Source organism: Gluconacetobacter liquefaciens (assembly GCF_003350405.1).
In the GTDB taxonomy this organism is placed as follows: Bacteria; Pseudomonadota; Alphaproteobacteria; order Acetobacterales; family Acetobacteraceae; genus Gluconacetobacter; species Gluconacetobacter liquefaciens.
In genome coordinates this window covers 226,929-247,600 of record NZ_QQAW01000001.1, presented here as the reverse complement: position 1 = coordinate 247,600, position 20,672 = coordinate 226,929, and the positions used below count along the sequence as shown (strand labels likewise).

18 protein-coding genes are annotated in these 20,672 nt (G+C 65.7%); 8 read left to right on the top strand and 10 right to left on the bottom strand.

The genetic code is table 11. The features are described from left to right. Nucleotides 1-2: 2 nt before the first annotated feature. Nucleotides 3-650 carry a phosphoribosylanthranilate isomerase gene (locus C7453_RS01155; protein ID WP_174787955.1) on the top strand — a complete coding sequence of 216 codons (648 nt, stop codon included), beginning with the start codon at nt 3-5 and terminating at the stop codon, nt 648-650. On the opposite strand, the gene C7453_RS01150 is transcribed toward C7453_RS01155, so the two are convergent. Both C7453_RS01150 and C7453_RS01145 read right to left on the bottom strand, forming a co-directional pair. Continuing rightward, complete coding sequence (locus C7453_RS01150; protein ID WP_114725270.1) at nt 635-1,027, bottom strand: hypothetical protein; 393 nt, start codon at nt 1,025-1,027, stop codon at nt 635-637. The two genes, C7453_RS01155 and C7453_RS01150, sit on opposite strands and share 16 nt — an antisense overlap. Before the next feature lie 171 nt (nt 1,028-1,198). Further along, the gene (locus C7453_RS01145) at nt 1,199-1,696 is read right to left on the bottom strand and encodes a DUF721 domain-containing protein (protein ID WP_114725268.1); all 498 of its coding nucleotides are present in this window, start codon (nt 1,694-1,696) and stop codon (nt 1,199-1,201) included. 9 nt (nt 1,697-1,705) lie between these two features. On the opposite strand from C7453_RS01145, the gene mutY reads away from it, so the two are divergent. From mutY to hemH, 3 genes are all read left to right on the top strand, one after another. Further along, a complete protein-coding gene (gene mutY, locus C7453_RS01140) occupies nt 1,706-2,770 on the top strand; it encodes an A/G-specific adenine glycosylase (protein WP_114725266.1) in 1,065 nt (354 codons plus the stop codon). A 201-nt stretch (nt 2,771-2,971) separates the two neighbouring features. Then, nucleotides 2,972-3,118, top strand: a complete 147-nt coding sequence (locus tag C7453_RS18815) for a hypothetical protein (RefSeq protein ID WP_170143068.1) — start codon at nt 2,972-2,974, stop codon at nt 3,116-3,118. Nucleotides 3,119-3,178: 60 nt separating this feature from the next. Continuing rightward, on the top strand, nt 3,179-4,216 hold the full coding sequence (gene hemH / locus C7453_RS01135; RefSeq protein ID WP_114725264.1) for a ferrochelatase: 1,038 nt from the start codon (nt 3,179-3,181) through the stop codon (nt 4,214-4,216). Between the two features lie 228 nt (nt 4,217-4,444). On the opposite strand, the gene C7453_RS01130 is transcribed toward hemH, so the two are convergent. The 4 genes from C7453_RS01130 to ppdK all read right to left on the bottom strand — a co-directional run bounded on the left by C7453_RS01130 (nt 4,445) and on the right by ppdK (nt 9,383). Further along, on the bottom strand, nt 4,445-4,807 hold the full coding sequence (locus tag C7453_RS01130; protein ID WP_114725263.1) for a hypothetical protein: 363 nt from the start codon (nt 4,805-4,807) through the stop codon (nt 4,445-4,447). A gap of 119 nt (nt 4,808-4,926) precedes the next feature. After that, complete coding sequence (locus C7453_RS01125; protein ID WP_114725261.1) at nt 4,927-5,562, bottom strand: hypothetical protein; 636 nt, start codon at nt 5,560-5,562, stop codon at nt 4,927-4,929. A 189-nt stretch (nt 5,563-5,751) separates the two neighbouring features. Beyond that, nucleotides 5,752-6,606, bottom strand: a complete 855-nt coding sequence (locus C7453_RS01120) for a pyruvate, water dikinase regulatory protein (protein ID WP_114725259.1) — start codon at nt 6,604-6,606, stop codon at nt 5,752-5,754. A 92-nt stretch (nt 6,607-6,698) separates the two neighbouring features. Further along, a complete protein-coding gene (ppdK, locus tag C7453_RS01115) occupies nt 6,699-9,383 on the bottom strand; it encodes a pyruvate, phosphate dikinase (RefSeq protein ID WP_114725257.1) in 2,685 nt (894 codons plus the stop codon). A 265-nt stretch (nt 9,384-9,648) separates the two neighbouring features. Here ppdK and C7453_RS01110 point away from each other — a divergent pair, with 265 nt between their 5' ends. Then, a complete protein-coding gene (locus C7453_RS01110; RefSeq protein ID WP_114725972.1) occupies nt 9,649-9,825 on the top strand; it encodes a DUF3311 domain-containing protein in 177 nt (58 codons plus the stop codon). Beyond that, nucleotides 9,825-11,303 (top strand): sodium:solute symporter family protein, encoded by a 1,479-nt coding sequence (locus C7453_RS01105; protein ID WP_114725255.1) that lies wholly within the window; start codon nt 9,825-9,827, stop codon nt 11,301-11,303. Before C7453_RS01110 ends, C7453_RS01105 begins: the two co-directional genes overlap by 1 nt. A gap of 24 nt (nt 11,304-11,327) precedes the next feature. Here the strand turns inward: C7453_RS01105 and C7453_RS01100 are convergent, their stop codons facing one another. The 4 genes from C7453_RS01100 to C7453_RS01085 all read right to left on the bottom strand — a co-directional run bounded on the left by C7453_RS01100 (nt 11,328) and on the right by C7453_RS01085 (nt 15,723). Further along, a complete protein-coding gene (locus tag C7453_RS01100) occupies nt 11,328-12,509 on the bottom strand; it encodes a glycosyltransferase family 61 protein (protein ID WP_245948691.1) in 1,182 nt (393 codons plus the stop codon). 396 nt (nt 12,510-12,905) lie between these two features. Further along, complete coding sequence (locus C7453_RS18810; protein WP_170143074.1) at nt 12,906-13,058, bottom strand: hypothetical protein; 153 nt, start codon at nt 13,056-13,058, stop codon at nt 12,906-12,908. 128 nt (nt 13,059-13,186) lie between these two features. After that, a complete protein-coding gene (locus C7453_RS01090) occupies nt 13,187-14,230 on the bottom strand; it encodes an alpha-E domain-containing protein (RefSeq protein WP_245948689.1) in 1,044 nt (347 codons plus the stop codon). An 8-nt stretch (nt 14,231-14,238) separates the two neighbouring features. Continuing rightward, entirely contained in the window at nt 14,239-15,723 is a 1,485-nt protein-coding gene (locus tag C7453_RS01085) for a circularly permuted type 2 ATP-grasp protein (RefSeq protein ID WP_114725251.1), read from the bottom strand. 253 nt (nt 15,724-15,976) lie between these two features. Here C7453_RS01085 and C7453_RS01080 point away from each other — a divergent pair, with 253 nt between their 5' ends. Continuing rightward, the gene (locus tag C7453_RS01080; protein ID WP_114725249.1) at nt 15,977-19,402 is read left to right on the top strand and encodes a transglutaminase family protein; all 3,426 of its coding nucleotides are present in this window, start codon (nt 15,977-15,979) and stop codon (nt 19,400-19,402) included. 91 nt (nt 19,403-19,493) lie between these two features. Further along, nucleotides 19,494-20,576: a D-alanine--D-alanine ligase family protein gene (locus tag C7453_RS01075; protein WP_114725247.1), complete on the top strand. Its 1,083-nt coding sequence runs from the start codon at nt 19,494-19,496 to the stop codon at nt 20,574-20,576. The last annotated feature ends 96 nt before the right edge of the window (nt 20,577-20,672 follow it).

Here is a 20,672-nt window from a genome sequence, read left to right as displayed (position 1 = left end):
CGGTGGCCCCACCCGTCGGCGTCAAGATCTGCGGCCTGACCGAGCCCGAAGGGCTGGACGCCGCGATCGCCCACGGCGCCGACTGGATAGGCTTCGTCTTCTTCGCGCGCTCCCCCCGCGCCGTCACCCCGGCACAGGCCGCATCATTGGCCGCGCGCATGCCACAGGGCGGCCCACAGCGTATCGGCCTGTTCGTCGCCCCGGATGATGACGCGATCGCGGCAACGCTGGATGCGGTCGCCCTGGACGGATTGCAGATCTACGCCCCCGAGGCCCGCGCGCTGGAAATCCGCGAGAGATTCCGCCTGCCGGTCTGGCACGCACGGGGCGTCACCACGGCGGCCGACCTGCCGGCCACCAGCAGGCTGGACGGGCTGGTGATCGAATCACGCCCGCCCGCCGGGGCGAGCCGTCCGGGCGGCAACGCGCAGCCGATCGACTGGACCCTCCCGAAAGACTGGCAGGCCCCCGTCCCGTGGATGCTGGCAGGCGGGCTGACACCCGATACCGTCGCGCGGGCGATCGCCCTCAGCGGCGCCCCGGCGGTCGATGTCTCATCCGGCGTGGAAAGCGCACCGGGCCACAAGGATGCGCGCCTGATCGCGCGCTTCATCCAGGCAGCCCGGCAGGGCGCTTACCAGCGCCCGTAACCGTACGGGTAGCCGTAAGCAGGGTACGGGTAGGCGGGATAGGCCGGGTAAGCAGGATACGCCGGATAGGGATAAGCATACGCCGGATAAGCCGGCGGATAATAACGGTACCGATAACCGTAATAGGGCGAGGCCAGCGCAGAGCCCGCAAGTACGCCGACGCCGAAACCACCCAGGCCCCAGCCCCAGCGCGGCCCCCAGCCGCCTCCACGCCATCCGCCGCCGCGCCAGCCCCAACCGCCACCCCAGCCTGGGCCACGCCCCCAGCCGCCACCGCCGTGCCACCCCCAGCCATGTCCCCATGCCATGGCGGAAGTCGAGGATAGCGGCCCCGCCGCAGCCAAGGCCGCCGCCAGCAGGAAAGCCATCTTGCGCATCGGAATTCTCCCTTCCAGCAGGAATCTCGTCACGTCATCATGTCGGCAGGACAGGCGGGGAGGTAAACCCGTCCGGCATGCACGATCACGGGATCGCGGTCCGCCTTCCTGTCGGTACACCCGCCATCGGGCGCCCCGATCCCGGCCATTTTGTGGCAATTCTGCCGAGTCTTATTTCCGTTTGTTGCGCTCGCGAATACGCGCGCCCAAGGCCGCCAGCGCCTCTTTCAGCGGGCCTTCCTGCATATCCGGGATCGGCACCGGCGGAGGCGGGTCACGGGGTGCGGGGCGAGGCGGAGGCACCCCTCCCGCGACCATATCCTGCACCAGCTTCAGCGACCGCACCGTGCCATGCCCGCAGGAGCGGTTGACGCGGGCGATCAGTTCCGGCGCCAGATGCTGCAATTCCATCGCCACCGGCCCGGCACAGCCCAGCGTCAGCACGCCGGCCGACAGGCGGCGCGGCACGGTACAACGGGCCAGATCTGGCCCGACGATCTCCGCCCAGTCGGTCATCACCTGCGCCAACGCGGCCGGATGCCGGCGGAAAGCCGGGCGTGCAACGGTCGGGATCAGCGCGCCGAGGCTGCGCATCGTCAAGGCGCGCCTTGGTTCGGGCGGAGGTGCGGTGATGCCCACACGCTTGCCGTCAGTCCGATCCTTCGCCATAAGCGCCCCGTGCCTCCTTCTTCCGCCGCCCTGCTGCGCTGGTACGACCGCCATCGCCGGACCCTGCCCTGGCGGGCCCTGCCCGGCCGGACAGCCGATCCCTACCACGTGTGGCTCAGCGAAATCATGCTGCAACAGACGACCGTGGCGGCGGTCATCCCCTATTACCACCGCTTTCTCGACCTGTTTCCGACAGTCGATGATCTGGCGCGGGCCGAATCCGACACGGTGATGGCCGCATGGGCTGGGCTTGGCTATTACGCCCGGGCACGCAACCTGCATGCCTGCTCAAAGGCCGTGGCGGCAGCCGGCGGCTTTCCCCGCAACGTGGCGGGCCTGCTGGCGCTGCCGGGCGTGGGCACCTATACCGCCGCCGCCATCGCCGCCATCGCGTTCGGCCAGCCGGTGGTGCCGGTGGACGGCAATGTGGAGCGCGTGACCAGCCGGCTGTTCGCCCTGACCGACCCGCTGCCCGGATCGCGCAAGGCCATCGCCCGGCACGCCGCCACCCTGAACGAGTCCGCCGAGGCCCAGGCGCGCCCCTCCGATTTCGCCCAGGCCCTGTTCGACCTCGGCGCGGGCATCTGCACGCCGCGCCAGCCTGCCTGCGCGCTCTGTCCGTGGCGAGACCCCTGCGCCGGCCTCCGCCAGGGTATCGCCGCCAGCCTCCCGGCCAAGGCCCCGCGCGTCGACCGTCCGGTGCGCCATGGCGCGCATTTCCTGCTGACCGACGCAGGCGGCCACATCCTGCTGCGCCGCCGGCCGGAGAAAGGATTGCTGGGCGGCATGCTGGAGCTTCCAGGCACCGAATGGCGCGCCACCCCTTGGCCCGAGGCCGAGGCCCTGCCATTTGCCCCGGCGCGCGCCGCCTGGCACAAGGCCGGCCGTATCAGCCACGTCTTCACCCATTTTACCCTGCATGTGGATGTCTATGCCGCGCACGTCGCGCACTTCCCCAACGCGGTGGCCCAGGTCGGAGGCATGGCCGTGGCCCATGCCGACCTGGATACGCTGGCCCTGCCGTCGCTGATGCGCAAATGCGTGGATGCCGCATGGCCCGAAGCGGTGGCCTGACGAAAGCGCAGGGCTCGGTCACGAACCGCGCCGCCATCCATCCGTCATTTTTTCTTGACGAGTCGTAAAGCGGCAAGCTTGACTGATCAGGTGCTGCGGACGGCCTGCTTCCAGGACCCGAACCCGCCGCGAATGCCTTCCGGCAAGCGAAAACCGCCAGAATCCTCCGGCGGTACGCCGTCTCCGGATGGGATGGAGAGCATGATGACCGTCATTACCGCGTTTCTGTCGTCATCCCTGCCGGTCCTTGGCCTGTGCCTTGCAACGGGCTGCGCCGCGCTGTTCACATGGCGCAACGTGCCGACACCTCAGCCGGTTCCCGTCCGCGTCCGTTCGCGCCGTCGCTGATATACAGACCGCCAAGTCTGTTTTGCCACGATCCGGCACGTCCTGTAGCATCCCGGACCGATGACCTTTCTTACCGTCCGTCCGGGCGATTCCATCGCCCCGTCCCGTATCGGCGTCCTGCTGACCAATCTCGGCACGCCCGATGACACCGGTTATGGCGCCGTGCGGCGCTATCTGGGTGAATTCCTCTCGGATCGGCGGATCATCGAAGCCAACCCGGCCATCTGGCAGCCCATCCTGCGCGGCCCGATCCTGACCCTGCGCCCGCGCCGTACCGGCCGCGCCTATCGCCGCATCTGGAATCAGGAACGCGATGAAAGCCCGCTGCGCACCTACACGCGGGCCCAGGGCGAAGCCCTTGCCGAGCGTCTGGCGCCCGATGGCGTAGCGGTGGAATGGGCGATGCGCTACGGCACCCCCTCGATCGCTTCCGGCATCGCCGCACTGCTGCAACGCGGGTGCGAGAAGGTGCTGCTGCTGCCGCTTTATCCGCAATACAGCGCCACCACGACCGCGACCGCCAACGATCAGGCATTCCGCGCGCTGATGCGCCTGCGCAACCAGCCGGCGGTGCGCACCGTACCGCCCTTTTCCGATCATCCGCTCTATATCGCCGCGCTGGCGCGTTCGGTGCGCGAGACGCTGACAGGCCTGCCCTTCGTCCCCCAGCGCATCGTGGCCTCGTTCCACGGCCTGCCACGCGCCTATGTGGAAAAAGGCGATCCTTACGCCGAAGAATGCACCCGCACGATGGTCGCGCTGCGGCAGGCACTGGATATGGACGAAACGGCAATGCCGCTCACCTACCAGTCCCGGTTCGGCCCTGCGCAGTGGCTGGAGCCCTATACCGCACCACTGATCGCCGGCCTGCCGGCACAGGGCGTCACCCGTATCGCGGTGATCATGCCCGGCTTCATGGCCGACTGTATCGAAACGCTGGATGAAATCGGCAACGAGGTACGGTCGGAATTCCTGGCCGCCGGCGGTACCGATTTCGCCCTGGTCCCATGCCTGAACGCCGCCCCAGCCACCATCGACCTGCTGGAAGGGCTTGCACGGCAGGAACTCGCGGGCTGGTTACCAGCGCCCTCCGCATAAAGAAAAACCGGGACCGCCATCAGGCGGCCCCGGTCGGGCATGCGCGTCAGCGATCAATCGGTTCAGTGCGTGGCTGTCGTCTGCGGATGCTCCGCGTCCCACAGCCCTGCTGGAAGGGCTTGCACGGCAGGAACTCGCGGGCTGGTTACCAGCGCCCTCCGCATAAAGAAAAACCGGGACCGCCATCAGGCGGCCCCGGTCGGGCATGCGCGTCAGCGATCAATCGGTTCAGTGCGTGGCTGTCGTCTGCGGATGCTCCGCGTCCCACAGCGTGGCTTTCTGCTCGTCCGTCTTACGCTGGCGATAGCGCTCCAGCATGCTCAAGTTCGGATCGACCGGGTGTTCCTTGTCGTACAGAGCCGCCTTCTGCCGCAATGTCTTGCGGTATTCGTGGCGGGTATACATACCGGCGGCACAGCCCCCGACCGCCCCCAGCACGGCATGATGGTTGGCTACGTGGCCGCCAACCGCACCGACCGCGCCATATTTCAGGCATCCGCCCGGCTCGGCATGCGCCCCGGCGACCAGGCCGGTCGACAGCAAACCTGCGGTCAGCAGCATCATCACGCCGCGTTTCTCGATCTTCTTCATCAGTCCTGTCCATGCTCCAATGCCGGGTCGCGGAGGGAAATGTTCCCGCCCTTCCCCAGTGAGGTCAGTTTTAAAAGGCGAAATCGCGGCCCCATCCAACGCTCCCACCCTGACAACGCTTACGGGCTGTCACAACTCTCGGTCAGGCGATTGAAGAACCGGCCCCCGGTACAGGCCACAGCCGGCGAGGTCGCCGGGGGTGCCCCAGGCTGTGCATAAGGCTGCGTCGGATAAGGCTGCGCGGGATAGCCGTACCCTCCGGCCGGATAAGCGCCGCCCTCATAGGCCGGCGGGGGATAGCCGCCGTAATCACCATAATCGTCTCCGTAGCCGCCGTCATCATATGCGCCGTCATACGCACCATAGGCCGCAGCCCCGGCGGCCATGCCGAACATCGTGCCGAATGCCAGCGGCCAACCCCAGCCACCATAATATCCGCCCCAGCCGGGATAGCCCCAGCCACCCCAACCACCACCGCCACGATAGTATCCGCCACCCCGGTAACCACCACCGCCGTGCCAACCCCCGCCGTAGCCGCCACCCCGGTAACCGCCGCCACCGTGCCAACCCCCGCCGTAACCGCCCCCTCGGTAACCACCGCCGCCACGATAGCCACCGCCACCGCCAAACCCATGGCCTCCGCCGCCGCCACCTCCGTGCCCGCCGCCACCGCCGCGCTGAGCCAGGGCTCCTGCCGGTGCCATCGCCACGCCCAGCATGACCGTCGCCGCCCCAAACATCAGAAATCGCCGCATCTGCCGAATTCTCCCGCGTTCCCAATCCATATAGGCACGAAAGATGGTATTTTTCAGAGGACGGACGTATCGATATGTAACGCCATCATACCGACCCCGGAAACCATTCTCCCACCGCATGGCGGGTGTCGGCAAAGGCCGGGTGCGGTATAATGCGGGAGCCCGGAGCCTATCCGGCCCGATGGCGCGTCATGCAGGATGGGCGGCGGCGCGGCGCTCTTCCCAGTCGGCCATCAGGCCCATGATCGCGGCCGAGGTTTCTTCGATGGAACGGCGGCTGACATCCACCAGCGGCCAGCCATGCCGCGCGCACAGTCGCCGGGCCCACCGGACTTCCTCCTCGACCCGTTCGGGATCGATATAAGGATTATCCGTCCGCAGCAGCATTTCGGACCGACGATCGCCCATCACATCCAGGCGATGACGGCGAATGCTGATCAGCACGTCAGGATCAATGGTCAGCCCCACGATCGGGCGCGGGACATGCAGCAATTCGTCCGGTAACGGCAGATCGGGAATCAGGGGCACGTTCGCCGCCTTCACCCCGCAATTGGCCAGATAGAAGGAAGTGGGCGTCTTCGACGCACGCGAAATACCGACCAGGATGACATCCGCATGCGACAGGCCGCCGATCTCCTGCCCGTCGTCATGCGCCAGCACGAAATGCATGGCGTCGATCCGACGAAAGTAGGCGTCGTCCATCACATACTGGCCGCCGGGCCGGCCGATCGCCTTCTCGCCGAGTTCGTCCTGCAACACGGCGGTAACCGGATCCAGGACATTGACCAGCCGCACCTTGATATGCGCGCAGCCGATCGTCAGTTCGTGTTGCAGCCGCTGATCCACCACTGACGACAGGACAGGTCCCCGATCCTGCTCGATGGCTTCCAGCACGCGCCGCAACTGCGACCGGGTGCGGATCAGGTTCCAGCGATGGCAGGTGACTTCGGCATGGCTGAACTGGGCGATCGAAGCCCGGACGACGGAATCCAGCGTCTGTCCCGTCGCATCCGAGACCAGATGCAGCACGATGTGATGCGACATGGAAGCTACCGGGCTCCGCCAGTAAAACAGTCAGAAAACCCGGCCCCGCCACACCCGCGAACGATACGGGCATGGCGGAGCCGGTGCTTCGGTCAGCGAACCTTCGCGGCCGGCGCCAGTGCGTCGCGCGCGGCCAGCGCGGCCTGGGCCGCCGCCAGACGAGCGATCGGCACCCGGAACGGCGAACAGGACACATAATCCAGCCCGACGGATTCAAAGAATCCGATGGACGCCGGATCGCCGCCATGCTCGCCACACACGCCCAGCTTCAGGCCCGGCTTGACGCTCCGGCCCTTCTCCGCACCCATGGAAACAAGCTGGCCCACGCCTTCCTGATCGATCGAGATGAACGGATCGCGGGGGATCAGGTCATGCTCCAGATAGAAGGGCAGGAACGTCCCCACGTCGTCACGCGAGAAGCCGAAGGTCGTCTGCGTCAGGTCGTTGGTCCCGAACGAGAAGAAATCGGCCTGCTGCGCGATCCGGTCGGCCGTCAGCGCCGCGCGCGGCAGCTCGATCATGGTGCCGATGCTGTATTCCAGCGTGGCACCAGAAGCCGCGAGCGCCTCGGTCGCTGCCTGTTCGACGATGGTACGCGTCCGGCGCAACTCGCTTTCCATGCCCACCAGCGGGATCATGATCTCCGGCACCACCGCGTGGCCGGTTTCGGCCGACACGGCGATCGCCGCTTCGATGATCGCACGGGTCTGCATGGCGTAGAGTTCCGGATAGGTCAGGCCCAGCCGGCACCCACGATGCCCCAGCATCGGATTGGATTCCGACAGCGCCGCCTTGCGTGCCGCCACCGCTTCCAGGCTTTCGCCCATCGCAGCAGCAACATCGGCCAGTTCCGCCTCACCATGCGGCAGGAACTCATGCAGCGGCGGGTCCAGCAGGCGGATCGTCACCGGCAAGCCCGCCATGATGCGGAACAGGTCCTGGAAGTCCTGGCGCTGGAAAGGCAGCAGCGCGTCGATGGCGCGCACGCGCGTCGCCGCGTCGCCGGCCATGATCATCTGCCGCACGAAGCCGATCCGGTCCGGCGCAAAGAACATGTGCTCGGTCCGGCACAGGCCGATGCCCTCGGCACCGAAATGGCGCGCGGTCTGCGCGTCATCGGGCGTTTCGGCATTGGCGCGGATTTTCATCCGGCGCACATTGTCGGCCCAGCCCATCAGGGTGGAGAAATCGCCCGAAAGGGTCGGCTCGATGGTCGCCACCCGTCCCGCGAAGACTTCACCCGTCCCGCCATCCAGGGTGATCCACTCTCCCTCTTTCAGCACCGTCGCGCCGACCGAGAGCGTCTTGGCCTTGTAGTCGACATGAATGCCACCGGCACCGGCAACGCAGACGCGCCCCATGCCACGCGCCACCACGGCGGCGTGCGAGGTCATGCCGCCACGGGTGGTCAGCACGCCACGGGCGGCGTGCATGCCATGCACGTCCTCGGGCGACGTCTCGATGCGGACCAGGATCACATCCTCGCCCCGCGCGGCGCGGATCTCGACCTCCTCGGCACTGAAGACGATCGCACCGCCAGCCGCACCCGGCGAGGCCGGCAGGCCACGGCTGAGCATGGTGCGCGGCGCGTCCGGATCCAGCGTCGGATGCAGGAGCTGGTCGAGCGACGAGGGCGGAACGCGACGGATCGCTTCCTCGTGCGAGATCAGGCCTTCCTCGGCCATCGCGATGGCGATGCGCAGGGCCGCCGCGGCCGTACGCTTGCCGGTGCGGGTCTGCAACATGTACAGGCGGTTGTTCTGCACGGTGAACTCGATGTCCTGCATGTCACGATAGTGACGCTCCAGGATATCGCGCACCGACAACAGCTCGGCATAGGCCTCGGGCAGCGCGCGCTCCATCGACAGCTCGCCCTCGCGGGCCCGCTGCTGGGACATCGGCTGCGGCGTGCGGATGCCCGCCACCACGTCCTCGCCCTGCGCGTTGATCAGATATTCGCCGTAGAAAACGTTCTCGCCGGTGGAGGGATCGCGGGTGAAGCAGACGCCGGTGGCGCAGTCCTGGCCCATATTGCCGAACACCATCGCCTGCACATTGACGGCGGTGCCCCAGCTCGCGGGAATGTCATGCAGGCGGCGATACGTATTGGCACGCGGGTTCATCCACGATCCGAACACCGCGCCGATGGCGCCCCAGAGCTGCTCATTGGGGTCCATGGGGAACGGCGCGCCAGTCTCGCGCTGCACGATCTCCTTGTAGCCCACCACGACGTCCCGCCAGTCCTGATCGGTCAGTTGGGTGTCGTCCTGCACGCCGGCACCGCGCTTGGTTTCCTCGATCAGGTCCTCGAAGCGGTGATGGGATACGCCCAGCACGACCGAGCCATACATCTGGATAAAGCGGCGATAGCTGTCCCAGGCGAAACGCGCATCGCCTGAATTGGCTGCCAGACCCTCGACCGTCTCATCGTTCAGGCCCAGGTTCAGCACGGTGTCCATCATGCCCGGCATCGACACCCGCGCGCCCGAGCGGACAGAGACCAGCAGCGGGGCCGCCGGATCGCCGAAACGCAGGTCCAGCGCGCCCTCGATCCCGGCCAGCGCCGCCGCGACCTGCGTACGCAGGTCCTCGGGATAGGCACGACCATTGTCATAGAACGCAGTACAAACCTCGGTCGTAATGGTAAAGCCGGGCGGGACAGGCAGGCCGATCGCCGCCATTTCCGCCAGATTGGCTCCCTTGCCACCGAGCAAGTCGCGCATGCCGGCACCGCCTTCATTCGCGCTGCCACCGAAACTATAGACCCACTTTGTCATAGCTCTCTCCTCTGCCCCGCCCATTCTACTGTGGAACGTGAACATCTCCTGGTCCAACGCCGCATACTCGCACTGTTTCTTCTTGTTCTTCTCAGTCAGGACCCCACCGGGCCCTTCTAGCCGGAAGGCGCATCAATTACGATCCTTTTTCACGCGGCCAACCCACCCAGGCCCGACAAAAACTGCCGGTTGACATGCCGATGGGGATAGGCAACCTCATTGTTGGATGCCCGCAATCAATCAAGAAAATAAGGCCATAATCGGGATGAAAAAGCTGTACTTGGCTCTGCTGCTGCCCTTTGTCGGGTTGCTCTGGCTTCCGTTCTATGACCGAACGGAACCGACCCTGCTGGGTTTCCCCTTCTTCTACTGGTACCAGCTCGCCTGGGTGCCGGCGACGTCCCTCCTGGTGTGGGTCGTCTGGAAGCGGGACGCACGCTGATGTCATCGCACGTACCATCCACCCCCGCCCTGGTCGTCTTCATCCTGTTCTTCGCCATGACCATCATGCTGGGCAGCACGGTATCATGGTGGCGCGGGCGCACCCGCTCCGGACAATCCGATGCCCACGGGTCCGAGGATTGGGGCCTGGGCGGCCGCCAGTTCGGCACCTGGGTCACCTGGTTCCTGGTCGGCGGCGATTTCTACACCGCCTATACGGTCATTGCTGTGCCCGCCCTGGTCTACGCGACCGGCGCGTTCGGCTTCTTCGCGCTGCCCTACACGATCATCGTCTATCCGTTCGTGTTCCTGGTCATGCCCATCCTGTGGCAGATCGCCCATGACGGAAAACACGCCACGGCGGCGGACATCGTCCGCGCACGCTTCGGCAGCCGGGCGCTGGAACTGGCCATCGCCGCCAGCGGCCTGATCGCGGTCATGCCCTATATCGCGCTTCAATTGATCGGCATCCGTACGGTCATCGAAGCCCTGGGCCTGCCGGGCGAGATCCCGCTGATCGTCGCCTTCCTCTCGCTGGCCGCCTATACGTGGCTGGGCGGCCTGCATGCGCCGGCGCTGACCGCCTTCATCAAGGATATCATGATCTATATCGCGGTCCTGGCCGCGGTCACGGTCATTCCGCTGCATCTGGGCGGCTATGGCGCCATGTTCGCCACGGCCGCGCAGCACCTGCCCCACCCGCCGGAAGGCCACGCGCTGATGCCGGGCCAGAGCGTGCCCTATGCCACGCTGGCCCTGTCATCGGCGCTGGCGGCATTCCTCTATCCGCATACGCTCACCGGCGTGCTGGCCGCGCGCTCCGCCGACACGATCCGCAAGAACGCGGTCATGCTGCCGGCTTACACGCTGCTGCTGGGCCTGATCGCCATGCTCGGGCTGATGGCTCACGCAGCCGGGGTCGTGACGACCAACACCTCGGCGATCGTCCCGAACCTGTTCACCGCGATCTTCCCCGACTGGTTCACCGGCTTCTGCTTCGCGGCCATCGCCGTGGGCGCGCTGGTCCCCGCCGCCGTCATGGCGATCGGCGCTGCGAACCTGGTCACCAGCAATATCTCGCCCGGCCTGCGCAACAATGTCCGCGCCTCGCGCTTCGTCGCCCTCGCGGTCAAGCTGGGCGCACTGGCCTGCGTGCTGTTCCTGAACGCCCATTTCGCCATCGACCTTCAGCTTCTGGGCGGCCTGTGGATCCTGCAGACCTTCCCTGCACTCGTGCTGGGCATCACAAAGCTGCGCTTCTCGGCCCCCGCGATGCTGGCGGGCTGGGCAGTGGGCACACTGTACGGCACCTATGTCTGCTTTCATGACGGGCTGAAGCCCACCCACATGCTGTCGATCGGCGGCATGCACCAGTTGGTCTCGACCGGCCTGCTGGCGCTAGTGGTGAATATCGGCACCGTGGTGGTCATCAGCCTGCTGGTCCCCGGCCGCAGCCGGAAAGGCGCCACCGCCGCCTGACCCTTCATCGGACGGCGCGGCGGCCTACGCCGCGCCGTCCGATACCAGAACCGGCCGAGTACCGCGCGACCAGAGGCCAGACACCTGGCGCAATACCCGCGCCACGTCGATTCCAGCCCCCCAACGGGCGACATGGTCCCGTGTGGTCGCCCCGGTGGGGTACTGATCCGCCCAGTAATTCAGATGTCCGCGCATCGCCATCGCCAGGAAGCACGGATTGGCATGGTGATCGGGCACCAGTTCATAGATCAGGGTGCCCGGACGGCAGAACCCGATATTGGTCATGCCAGCCCCCAGGGGCCCCACCACCATTGCGGCCGCGCGGAACAGATCGATCTGCTCGCTGACCGTCATCCGCTCGGGCCGCACCACGCAGAATCCCTCCGCTGCCAGGGCCGCCGCCAGCGCCGCCTCGTTCGGGATCGCACGATTACCCGCCCCACCCCGATCGACATACAGGCGAAGCCCGCGCCGGCGCGTAACCGGCACCCGCTCCGCCATGCGCGGAAAAACCGACTGGCACAGGCGCGACAGCGCGAAATCGGCTGCCCCGGCGACGATATTGCAATAGACGACACGATCCAGCCGATACTGGCGCCCGGCCGTGAGGGCCTGCCGTCCGCCGCCATCGGCACAGAGCAGATCCAGCGTCTGGCGCTGCCACGGCAGCAGGTCGGGCAGCAGCCAGCACGGCCGCCCCCAACGGCGGATTTCCGGCCGGTCCGACAGCGCCGCCATCACCGGCAGCGCATGCGTCATCCAGTGATAGTAATTGCCCGGCCAGTGGTCGCTGCACGGCACCGCAACACCCGGCCCTGCATGACGGACCAGGCGCGCCCGATCGACCCGCAATGCCGCCAGCACTTCGGACGGCTGGAGATAGCATGTCTCCTCCACCAGATTCCCGTCCTTGATCAGCACCCGGCTGTCCACATCATACACGACATCGCGCAGAACATGGGCCGTCAGGCCGATCGGCGTGCTGACCCAATCCAGAAACGGGTTGGCAACATCAGCGCGCCTTGCATCGGCCGGCGCGAAACACGCGGCCCGCGCCGGACAGGATTCAAGCAGGACGGAGGATTCGGCAATGTCCTCCAGCCGGACGCGGCCAGGCGACCGGGAGGGGCGGTGCAGGCACCGCAACAACGAAAAGACCATGATCGTGCCAAAAACCACATGCAGAACAGGGCGCAGTCCCGCCACGCCAGCCGCCAGCATGATGGCAAGAGATTGATCACTCCTTAAACGCCGCGCCGACGAACGCCGGAATGTCTATCCGGCCAGTTCCTCAAGCAGCGCTTCAGCATGAAGCAGCAACCTGTCCGCATCATCCGTCGTGAACACCAGCGGGGGACGGATCTTGAGTATGTTGGCGTGGAAGCCCGTCGCCGAAATCAGGACATGCCGATCCCTGAGGCCGTTGACGATGCGGCCGCGAGTGCACCGTCCGGTTCTTTGTTGGCCGCGTCCTTTACCATTTCCACGCCGACATACAGGCCCACACCGCGAATATAGTCGCCTACGCGGTCCGCCTGCACGGGCAACGCCTCTTCCCGCAGAATATCGAGCGTGGCCTACGCAACCGCAATCGCCATCGAATTACCGCCGAGTGTATTGAAATAGCGTATATCGCAACGCCAGATCGTTGGCTTCGGAACCGGTGCAGGTGAACATGATGTGGCCTTCATCGGCCAGATCGCCACCAAAGCTCGGCAGAATCACCTCGGCATAGCGCAGGATAGGCTCCTGCACCTACCGCGTATGCGTGCTCAGCCGCGCCGCCTCCCCCGCGACGCCGCCACCGCACCGTCGACATCATCCGCACTGCCCAGCGCAATGGCGGTACAGGGCGCTTCAGTGGCCGGGATGAAACGCCGAAGTCATGATTGGGACTGTTCCTGACTGAAGCCTGCATCGGGCGCCGAATTGGCGGGCGGGGCCGGCATGGCAGGCGGCCAGAAGGCTCGGGCGATCTCGCCCTGTACCAGATGCAATTCGCGCTGCACCCAGTCGAGGAACTCGTGCAGGCCGCGCACTATGATATCCTCCACCGTCTGTTCCGCCAGGGTCGCGCGCAGTTCCTCGATCCGCTCGGCGGCAGCGTAGCCGTTCTTCAGCCCGTAATCGGTGCGCAGGTGGCCTACCGCCCAGTAAAGCTGTCGCAGACTGGTCGAAAGCGACCGCGGAAAGCCGTCATTCTTCAGCAGGAAACCGACGACATGGGCCGGCGTCATGTCACCCCGCACCGTGCGGCGGAAGGCATGATAGGCGGCGGCCGAGCGCAGCACGGCGGCCCACTGGCCGATATCGACCTCGGACCCCACCCCGGCGACGCTGGGTAACAGCGTGTGATACTTGATGTCGATCAGCCGCGTGATCTGGTCGGCCCGTTCCAGATTGCGGCCGATCAGATAAAACAGCCAAGCCTGGTCGCGGTAAAACGTACCTTCGGTGATGCCGTGATGCGTCTGACAATCCTGCTTCAGCCGTGCACACAGCGCAGAGAGGTTGGACGCACGAATATCACTCGGCCCCAGCGTGCTGACCGCATTGGTGAACATATTCAGATGCATCCACATCTCGGTCGAGATCAGCGGTCGCAGCGAACGCGCGTTCTCGCGCGCCGCATGCGCGATCGAGACGATGGAATTCGGGTTCTCCCGGTCGATGACATAGAAACCGACGACATTTTCCTCCGATGCCACCTCGTGCCGCTCGAAGAACCGTTCGTCGTCGGCGTTGATCTGCACGATCGAAAGCCAGCCGGTGCTGGTGCTACGAGCCCGCACGAACGTTTCGGTCACGTCGATCAGGCGAGCCAGATTCTCGATCCGCTCCATGTAACGCGCCAGCCAGATGGTGCATTCGGCATAGCGCGACAACAGGTTGGGCATGCCGATGCCGCCCGGAGGAATATCGATCATGACAGGATTCATGACGCCAGCACCCACGTATCCTTCGATCCCCCGCCCTGCGAGGAATTGACCACCAGCGACCCCTTGCGCAATGCCACGCGCGACAGCCCACCGGGCAGCACCCAGGTCGATTCCCCGGTCACCGCGAAGGGCCGCAGATCGACATGCCGCGCCTCGACCCCGGCCTCGCACAAGGTGGGGCAGACTGACAGATCGATCACCGGCTGACTGATGTAATTGGCCGGATCGGCCAGCAGGCTGGCGCGGAACGTCTCCAGTTCGGCCTTGGTCGCATGCGGCCCGATAATCAGCCCATAGCCTCCGGATTCACCGACAGGCTTGACCACCAGCTTGTCGAGATTCGCCAGCGTATAGGCCAACCCCTCCGGCTCGGCGCAGATATGGGTGTCAACATTGGAGAGGATCGGCTCCTCTCCCAGATAATAGCGGATGATGCGTGGCATGTAGGCATAGACGGCCTTGTCGTCCGCGACCCCGGTGCCGATCGCATTCGCGATCGTCACATTGCCCCGGCGATAGGCATCCACCAGCCCCGGCACGCCCAGCATACTGTCGGGATTGAACACATGCGGGTCGAGAAAATCGTCATTCAGGCGACGATAGATCGAATGGACCGGCCGAGGCCCCGCCACGGTACGCATGAAAACGCGCCCGTTCTCCACCATCAGGTCGCGGCCCTCGACCAGCGGCACGCCCATTTCGCGTGCCAGGAAGACATGCTCGAAATAGGCGGAATTGTAGATGCCGGGCGAGAGCAGGACCACCTGCGCATCCTGGACGCCGGCGGGTGCCGTTTCGGTCAACGCGCGGCGCAGGCGCGGCCCGTATTCATCCACCGGCATCAGATCCAGCCCGACGGCCAGATCCGGCATGCTGCGCAGCATCATATGCCGGTTCTCGATGACGTAGGACACACCCGAAGGCGTGCGCGCATTATCCTCCAGAACCAGGAAGTTCCCTGCACCATCACGGACCAGATCGGTGCCGTTGATATGGACATAGACCCGTCCGGGAACGTCCAGCCCCTCCATCTCCGGCCGATAGTTGGCATTGCCCAGCACCAGCCCGGCGGGCACGACGCCATCCTTCAGGATGCGCCGCTCATGATAGATATCCCACAGGAAATGATTGATCGCGGCGACCCGCTGCTGCACCCCGCGTTCGACATGGTCCCACTCGCCGGCCGTCAACACGCGCGGGATCAGGTCCACCGGCAGAATACGGTCGATCGCGTCGCGATCGGTATAAACGGTAAAAGTAATGCCCAGATTATACAGGTCCGCCTCGGCGACGCGGGCCCTCTGGCGCAGTTCCGTCAGCCCGAAATGCGCCAGCCTGTCCCGGATCAGGGTCAGGCTGGCCGACGCTGGGTCCCGCCGGTTCATCAATTCGCAATAGAAATCCGGTGTATCATAGGACACGAACAGGCCGGGTCCCTGTTGCGCGTCTTGCTGCCCCAGATCGCCTCTGTGGTCGCTCATTGTCCCGTTTTCTCCCGTGCATGGCAGGAGATCAGGCGCGAAGGATTCATGTCCACCCCACCTGCTGGTCCGTGTTTCCGTTACAGCCAAGCAAGAATTTACGCCGCCGCCAAGGCCCAATCGGCATCATCGCCGTATTGCTATTATTCGGGGGCGGGCCAGTGTGAATTTCCGCTTTCCCCCCTGTTCGCGGCGGACCATGCTGGGCTACCGTTCCCGATGCGGAATATCACTCTGGTTCTAAGGTCGACGCATGACCCTGCATGTCGCACTGACGCATCGTACCGGTTATCAATACGACCGTCCGGTCTCGCTCGGTCCACAGACCATCCGGCTTCGCCCGGCGCCACACGCCCGCACGCCGATCGTGTCCTACGCGCTGCGGATCGAACCCAAACCCCATTTCATCAACTGGATGCAGGACCCATCAGGCAATTATCAGGCCCGGGTCGTGTTCCCCGAACGTGTGACCCATTTCGAAGTCACGGTGGATCTGGTGGCCGACATGGCCACGATCAACCCGTTCGATTTTTTCCTCGAACCTGAAGCCGAGCATTGGCCATTCGCCTACGATCCCGTGCTGGCCGGCGAACTGGCCCCCTACCGCACGTGCGAAGAATCGGGTCCGCTACTCGCCAAATTGCTGGCAGGCGTCGACCCGAGCCGCCAGCGCACGGTGGACATGCTGGTGGCCCTGAACCAGCAGGTTCAGCAGCGCATCGCCTATGTAGTACGGATGGAGCCCGGCGTCTGGACGCCTGAGGAAACGCTCGAACAGGGCAAGGGCTCGTGCCGCGACAGCGCGTGGCTGCTGGTGCAGATGCTGCGCAATCTGGGCTTCGCCGCCCGTTTCGTTTCCGGCTACCTGATCCAGCTCGTGGCCGACCAGAAGCCACTGACCGGCCCCGAAGGCCCCACCGAGGACTTCACCGACCTGCATGCCTGGGCCGAGGTCTACCTACCCGGTGCCGGCTGGGTCGGGCTGGACGCCACCTCCGGTTTGTTGACGGGCGAGGGCCATATCCCCCTCGCCGCAACGCCCGAGCCCGCCTCCGCCGCGCCGATCTCCGGTCTGGTCGGCAAGTGCGAGACCGAATTCGACTTCGCCATGGCCGTCACGCGGGTGCTGGAAACGCCCCGCACCACCCGCCCCTACGCCGATGCGCAATGGCAGGCGATCCTCGAGGCCGGACGCACGGTCGATGCCACCCTGGAGGAAGGCGCCGTCGGCCTGACCATGGGCGGCGAGCCCACCTTCATCGCCGCCGACGACATGGACGCTCCGGAATGGAACATCGACGCGCTGGGTCCGACCAAGCGCGCCTACGCGGGGCGCCTGCTGCGGCGCCTGCTACCACTCTGGTCGAAAGGGGCGGCGATCCAGCATGTGCTGGGCAAGCATTACCCCGGCGAGCAACTGCCGCGCTGGGCACTGCTATGCCACTGGCGCCGCGACGGCGAACCGGTCTGGACCGATCCCGCGCTCCTGGCCTCCGACGACGACACCGATACCGCGACCGAACAGGATGCCGCCGCCTTCTGCCGCGCGCTGGCCGAGCGGTTGCAGATCGATCCCGGCCTCGTCAATCCGGCCTATGAGGACATCCATTACTATCTATGGCGCGAGCACCGGCTGCCAGCCAACGTGATCGTCGAGGACTCCAAACTGCGCGACCCGCTGGAGCGCGAGCGTCTGGCCCGCGTCTACGGCCACGGGCTGAACGTGCCGGTCGGCAGCGTGCTGCCGCTACGCGTCGTGGTACGCGACGGCGTGCGCCGCTGGCAGTCCGGGCGCTGGTTCTTCCGGGGCGACCTGATGTTCCTGGTCCCCGGCGACGCACCGGTCGGCTTCCGCCTGCCGCTGCAGAGCCTCCTCTGGGCCAGCGAAGACAATATCGACCACGACATGGAGCGCGATCCGTTCGCCCCCATGCCGCCGCTGCCGCCCCATCCAGCCCTGGCGCGCCGCACCGGCCCCTCGGCTGGCGGCACGCGCCCCAGTTGGTCGGAGCAAGGCGTGCCCGGACGCGCCGACAGGGCCGAGGCAGGCGAACAACCCGCCCTGTCGGACCTCCCTTCCCTACCGCCCTATCCCGGCGGCGGCACCGGGCGCATCCCGCTGAACCGTGCCATGACCGACCATCTTGTGGAAGTCGGGCGCGAGGAGCCCGAACTGGTCCGCACCGCACTGGCCGTCGAGGCACGCGGCGGCATCCTGCATGTTTTCTTCCCTCCTCTCTACGCGGCGGAAGACTGGCTGGATCTCTGCGCGGCAGTCGAGGACACCGCCCGCGCCTTCGGCCGCAAGGTGGTGCTGGAAGGCTACCAACCGCCGCGCGACCCCCGCCTGCTCAATTTCTCGATCACGCCCGACCCCGGCGTGATCGAGGTCAACATTCACCCCGCGGCAAGCTGGGATGAACATATCGGCCGCAGCCAGCAGCTTTACGACGAAGCCCGCGCGGTTGGGCTGATCGCCGAGAAATTCATGGTCGACGGCCGCCATGTCGGCACCGGCGGCGGCAACCACGTGGTGATGGGCGCCGCCCGTACCGCCGACAGCCCGTTCCTGCGCCGGCCGGACCTGCTGAAATCGCTGGTCGGGTTCTGGCACAATCATCCATCGCTCTCCTATCTGTTCAGCGGCCTGTTCATCGGCCCGTCCTCGCAGCATCCCCGCGTGGACGAAGCCCGCGACGACAGCGTGGCGGAACTGGAAATCGCTTTCTCCCAGGTCCGCCCCGACCAGCCGACCCCGCCCTGGCTGACCGACCGGCTGTTCCGCAACCTGCTCGCCGACATCACCGGTAATACGCACCGCACCGAATTCTGCATCGACAAGCTCTACGCACCGGAAACCTCGTCCGGCCGGCTGGGGCTGGTGGAATATCGCGCCTTCGAAATGCCGCCCCATCACCAGATGGCGGCGGCACAGATGCTGCTGATGCGCGCCGCCGTCGCCGCCTTCTGGAAACAGCCCTACGAGCGGCGACTGGTACGCTGGGGCACCCGCCTGCATGACGATTTCATGCTGCCGCACTATGTCAGCCGCGATTTTACCGACGCCATCGCCGAACTGCGCGCGCTCGGCGCCCCGCTGGAATCCGACTGGTTCGCGCCGCACATGGCCTTCCGCTTCCCCGAAATCGGCACCGTCCCCCTTCTGGGCATGACGCTCGACCTCCGCCACGCACTGGAACCCTGGCACACCCTGGCCGAGGAACCGGCAGCCGGCGGCACCGTGCGCTATGTCGACAGTTCCGCCGAACGGGTCCAGGCCCGCGTCACCGGCTGGGTGGACGAACGCTATATCCTCGCCTGCAACGGCATCGGCGTGCCGCTGACCCGCACCGAACGCCAGGGCGAATATGTCGGCGGCGTACGCTTCAAGGCGTGGAACCCACCCAGCGCCCTGCATCCCACCATCGGCGTACAAACCCCACTGGTGTTCGATGTGTACGACACCTGGACCGGCCGCAGCATCGGCGGCCTGACCTACCACGTCGCCCACCCCGGCGGCCGCAACTACGAGACCCGCCCGGTCAACGCCAACGAGGCCGAAGCCCGGCGCCGCATCCGCTTCTTTCCGTTCGGCCATACCGTGGGGGCCATGCTGGCACCCGTTGTGCGGCGGTCGCTGGAACAGCCTCGGACTTTGGATCTTCGACGGTTTTCCTGATGGGGACATGACGCAGGGCGCTGCCCTGCACCCGGAAGGGGACAGTCGTCCCCTTCACCCCTTCAACTGCATTCATGATGAGGAAGAAAGAATGATTCCAGCCGGTAACGCGAGCAGGCTGCGTGTTGGCGTGCTCTTTGGTGGCCGGTCGGAAGAACATGCGGTCTCGGTGCTTTCCGCAACCAATGTCATACGGGCGCTCTCTCCCGAGAAATACGATGCCGTTCCGATTTTCGTCACCCGCGAGGGGCTGTGGATTCTAAGCCGTCTTGAGGACGGCACCCTCGCGCAACCATCCCATGGAACAGAACTCTGTTTCGTACCGGGCGGCCACGGGCGCGTGATCGCACTCCCGCCAGATGGCGCGCCCTACGCATTGCCCGGAATCGACATTCTCTTTCCCGTCCTGCACGGCCTCCACGGCGAAGACGGCGCAGTACAGGGCCTGGCCGACGTCGCCCAGGTGCCGCTCGCCGGCTGCGGCATTCCCGGATCGGCGAACGCCCTGGACAAGGACATCGCCAAAAGACTCTTCAACGAGGCCGGCATTCCTGCTGCCCGATCATTCACGATCCGCTCGCACGCCGTGCCAACCTTCGAAGAACTGGAACACGCTCTCGGCCTGCCCGTCTTCATCAAGCCCGCCCGGCAAGGCTCCTCGGTCGGGGTCAGCAAGGTCTCGACCAGGGCGGATTATGAAAGCGCCTTGTCCGAAGGCTTCCGTCACGACACGAAGTTGCTTGCCGAACAATTCATCCAGGGGCGCGAGATCGAATGTGCGGTTCTCGAAGCCACCGACGGCACCCTGTTCGTCTCGCGAACCGGTGAAATCATCCCCGCCGACCGCCACGGCTTCTATACCTATGACGCCAAATATATCGACAAGGACGGCGCCGGCCTGCATGTGCCAGCCGATTTACCCGGCAAGACCGAGGATGCGATCAGAGCCCTTGCATCCCAAGCCTTCCGCACCCTTGGCTGCGACGGCATGGCCCGCGCGGATTTCTTCCTGACGCCCGACGGGCAAATCCTGATCAACGAACTGAACACGATCCCCGGCTTCACCGATATCAGCATGTATTCCAAGGTGATGGCCGCCAGCGGGATCGACTACCCCGAAATTCTCGACCGCCTGATCGCCCATGGTTTGGCAAGGGCAGAAAAAGCTTGCTGATGGCAGGGCACCCCGTACTCGGCATGCCTCGGTTCAATCGGATTATGAAGCCACGACACCGTGTCATATCTGACGGCCGCAACTGAACGAGCATTC

What these genes read in the sequence shown, in the direction of transcription:
- C7453_RS01150 (WP_114725270.1), bottom strand. Translation starts at nt 1,027, where the DNA reads ATGCGCAAGATGGCTTTCCTGCTGGCGGCGGCCTTGGCTGCGGCGGGG.
- C7453_RS01145 (WP_114725268.1), bottom strand. Translation starts at nt 1,696, where the DNA reads ATGGCGAAGGATCGGACTGACGGCAAGCGTGTGGGCATCACCGCACCT.
- C7453_RS18815 (WP_170143068.1), top strand. Translation starts at nt 2,972, where the DNA reads ATGATGACCGTCATTACCGCGTTTCTGTCGTCATCCCTGCCGGTCCTT.
- hemH (WP_114725264.1), top strand. Translation starts at nt 3,179, where the DNA reads ATGACCTTTCTTACCGTCCGTCCGGGCGATTCCATCGCCCCGTCCCGT.
- C7453_RS01130 (WP_114725263.1), bottom strand. Translation starts at nt 4,807, where the DNA reads ATGAAGAAGATCGAGAAACGCGGCGTGATGATGCTGCTGACCGCAGGT.
- C7453_RS01125 (WP_114725261.1), bottom strand. Translation starts at nt 5,562, where the DNA reads ATGCGGCGATTTCTGATGTTTGGGGCGGCGACGGTCATGCTGGGCGTG.
- C7453_RS01120 (WP_114725259.1), bottom strand. Translation starts at nt 6,606, where the DNA reads ATGTCGCATCACATCGTGCTGCATCTGGTCTCGGATGCGACGGGACAG.
- ppdK (WP_114725257.1), bottom strand. Translation starts at nt 9,383, where the DNA reads ATGACAAAGTGGGTCTATAGTTTCGGTGGCAGCGCGAATGAAGGCGGT.
- C7453_RS01110 (WP_114725972.1), top strand. Translation starts at nt 9,649, where the DNA reads ATGAAAAAGCTGTACTTGGCTCTGCTGCTGCCCTTTGTCGGGTTGCTC.
- C7453_RS01105 (WP_114725255.1), top strand. Translation starts at nt 9,825, where the DNA reads ATGTCATCGCACGTACCATCCACCCCCGCCCTGGTCGTCTTCATCCTG.
- C7453_RS01090 (WP_245948689.1), bottom strand. Translation starts at nt 14,230, where the DNA reads ATGATCGATATTCCTCCGGGCGGCATCGGCATGCCCAACCTGTTGTCG.
- C7453_RS01085 (WP_114725251.1), bottom strand. Translation starts at nt 15,723, where the DNA reads ATGAGCGACCACAGAGGCGATCTGGGGCAGCAAGACGCGCAACAGGGA.
- C7453_RS01080 (WP_114725249.1), top strand. Translation starts at nt 15,977, where the DNA reads ATGACCCTGCATGTCGCACTGACGCATCGTACCGGTTATCAATACGAC.
- C7453_RS01075 (WP_114725247.1), top strand. Translation starts at nt 19,494, where the DNA reads ATGATTCCAGCCGGTAACGCGAGCAGGCTGCGTGTTGGCGTGCTCTTT.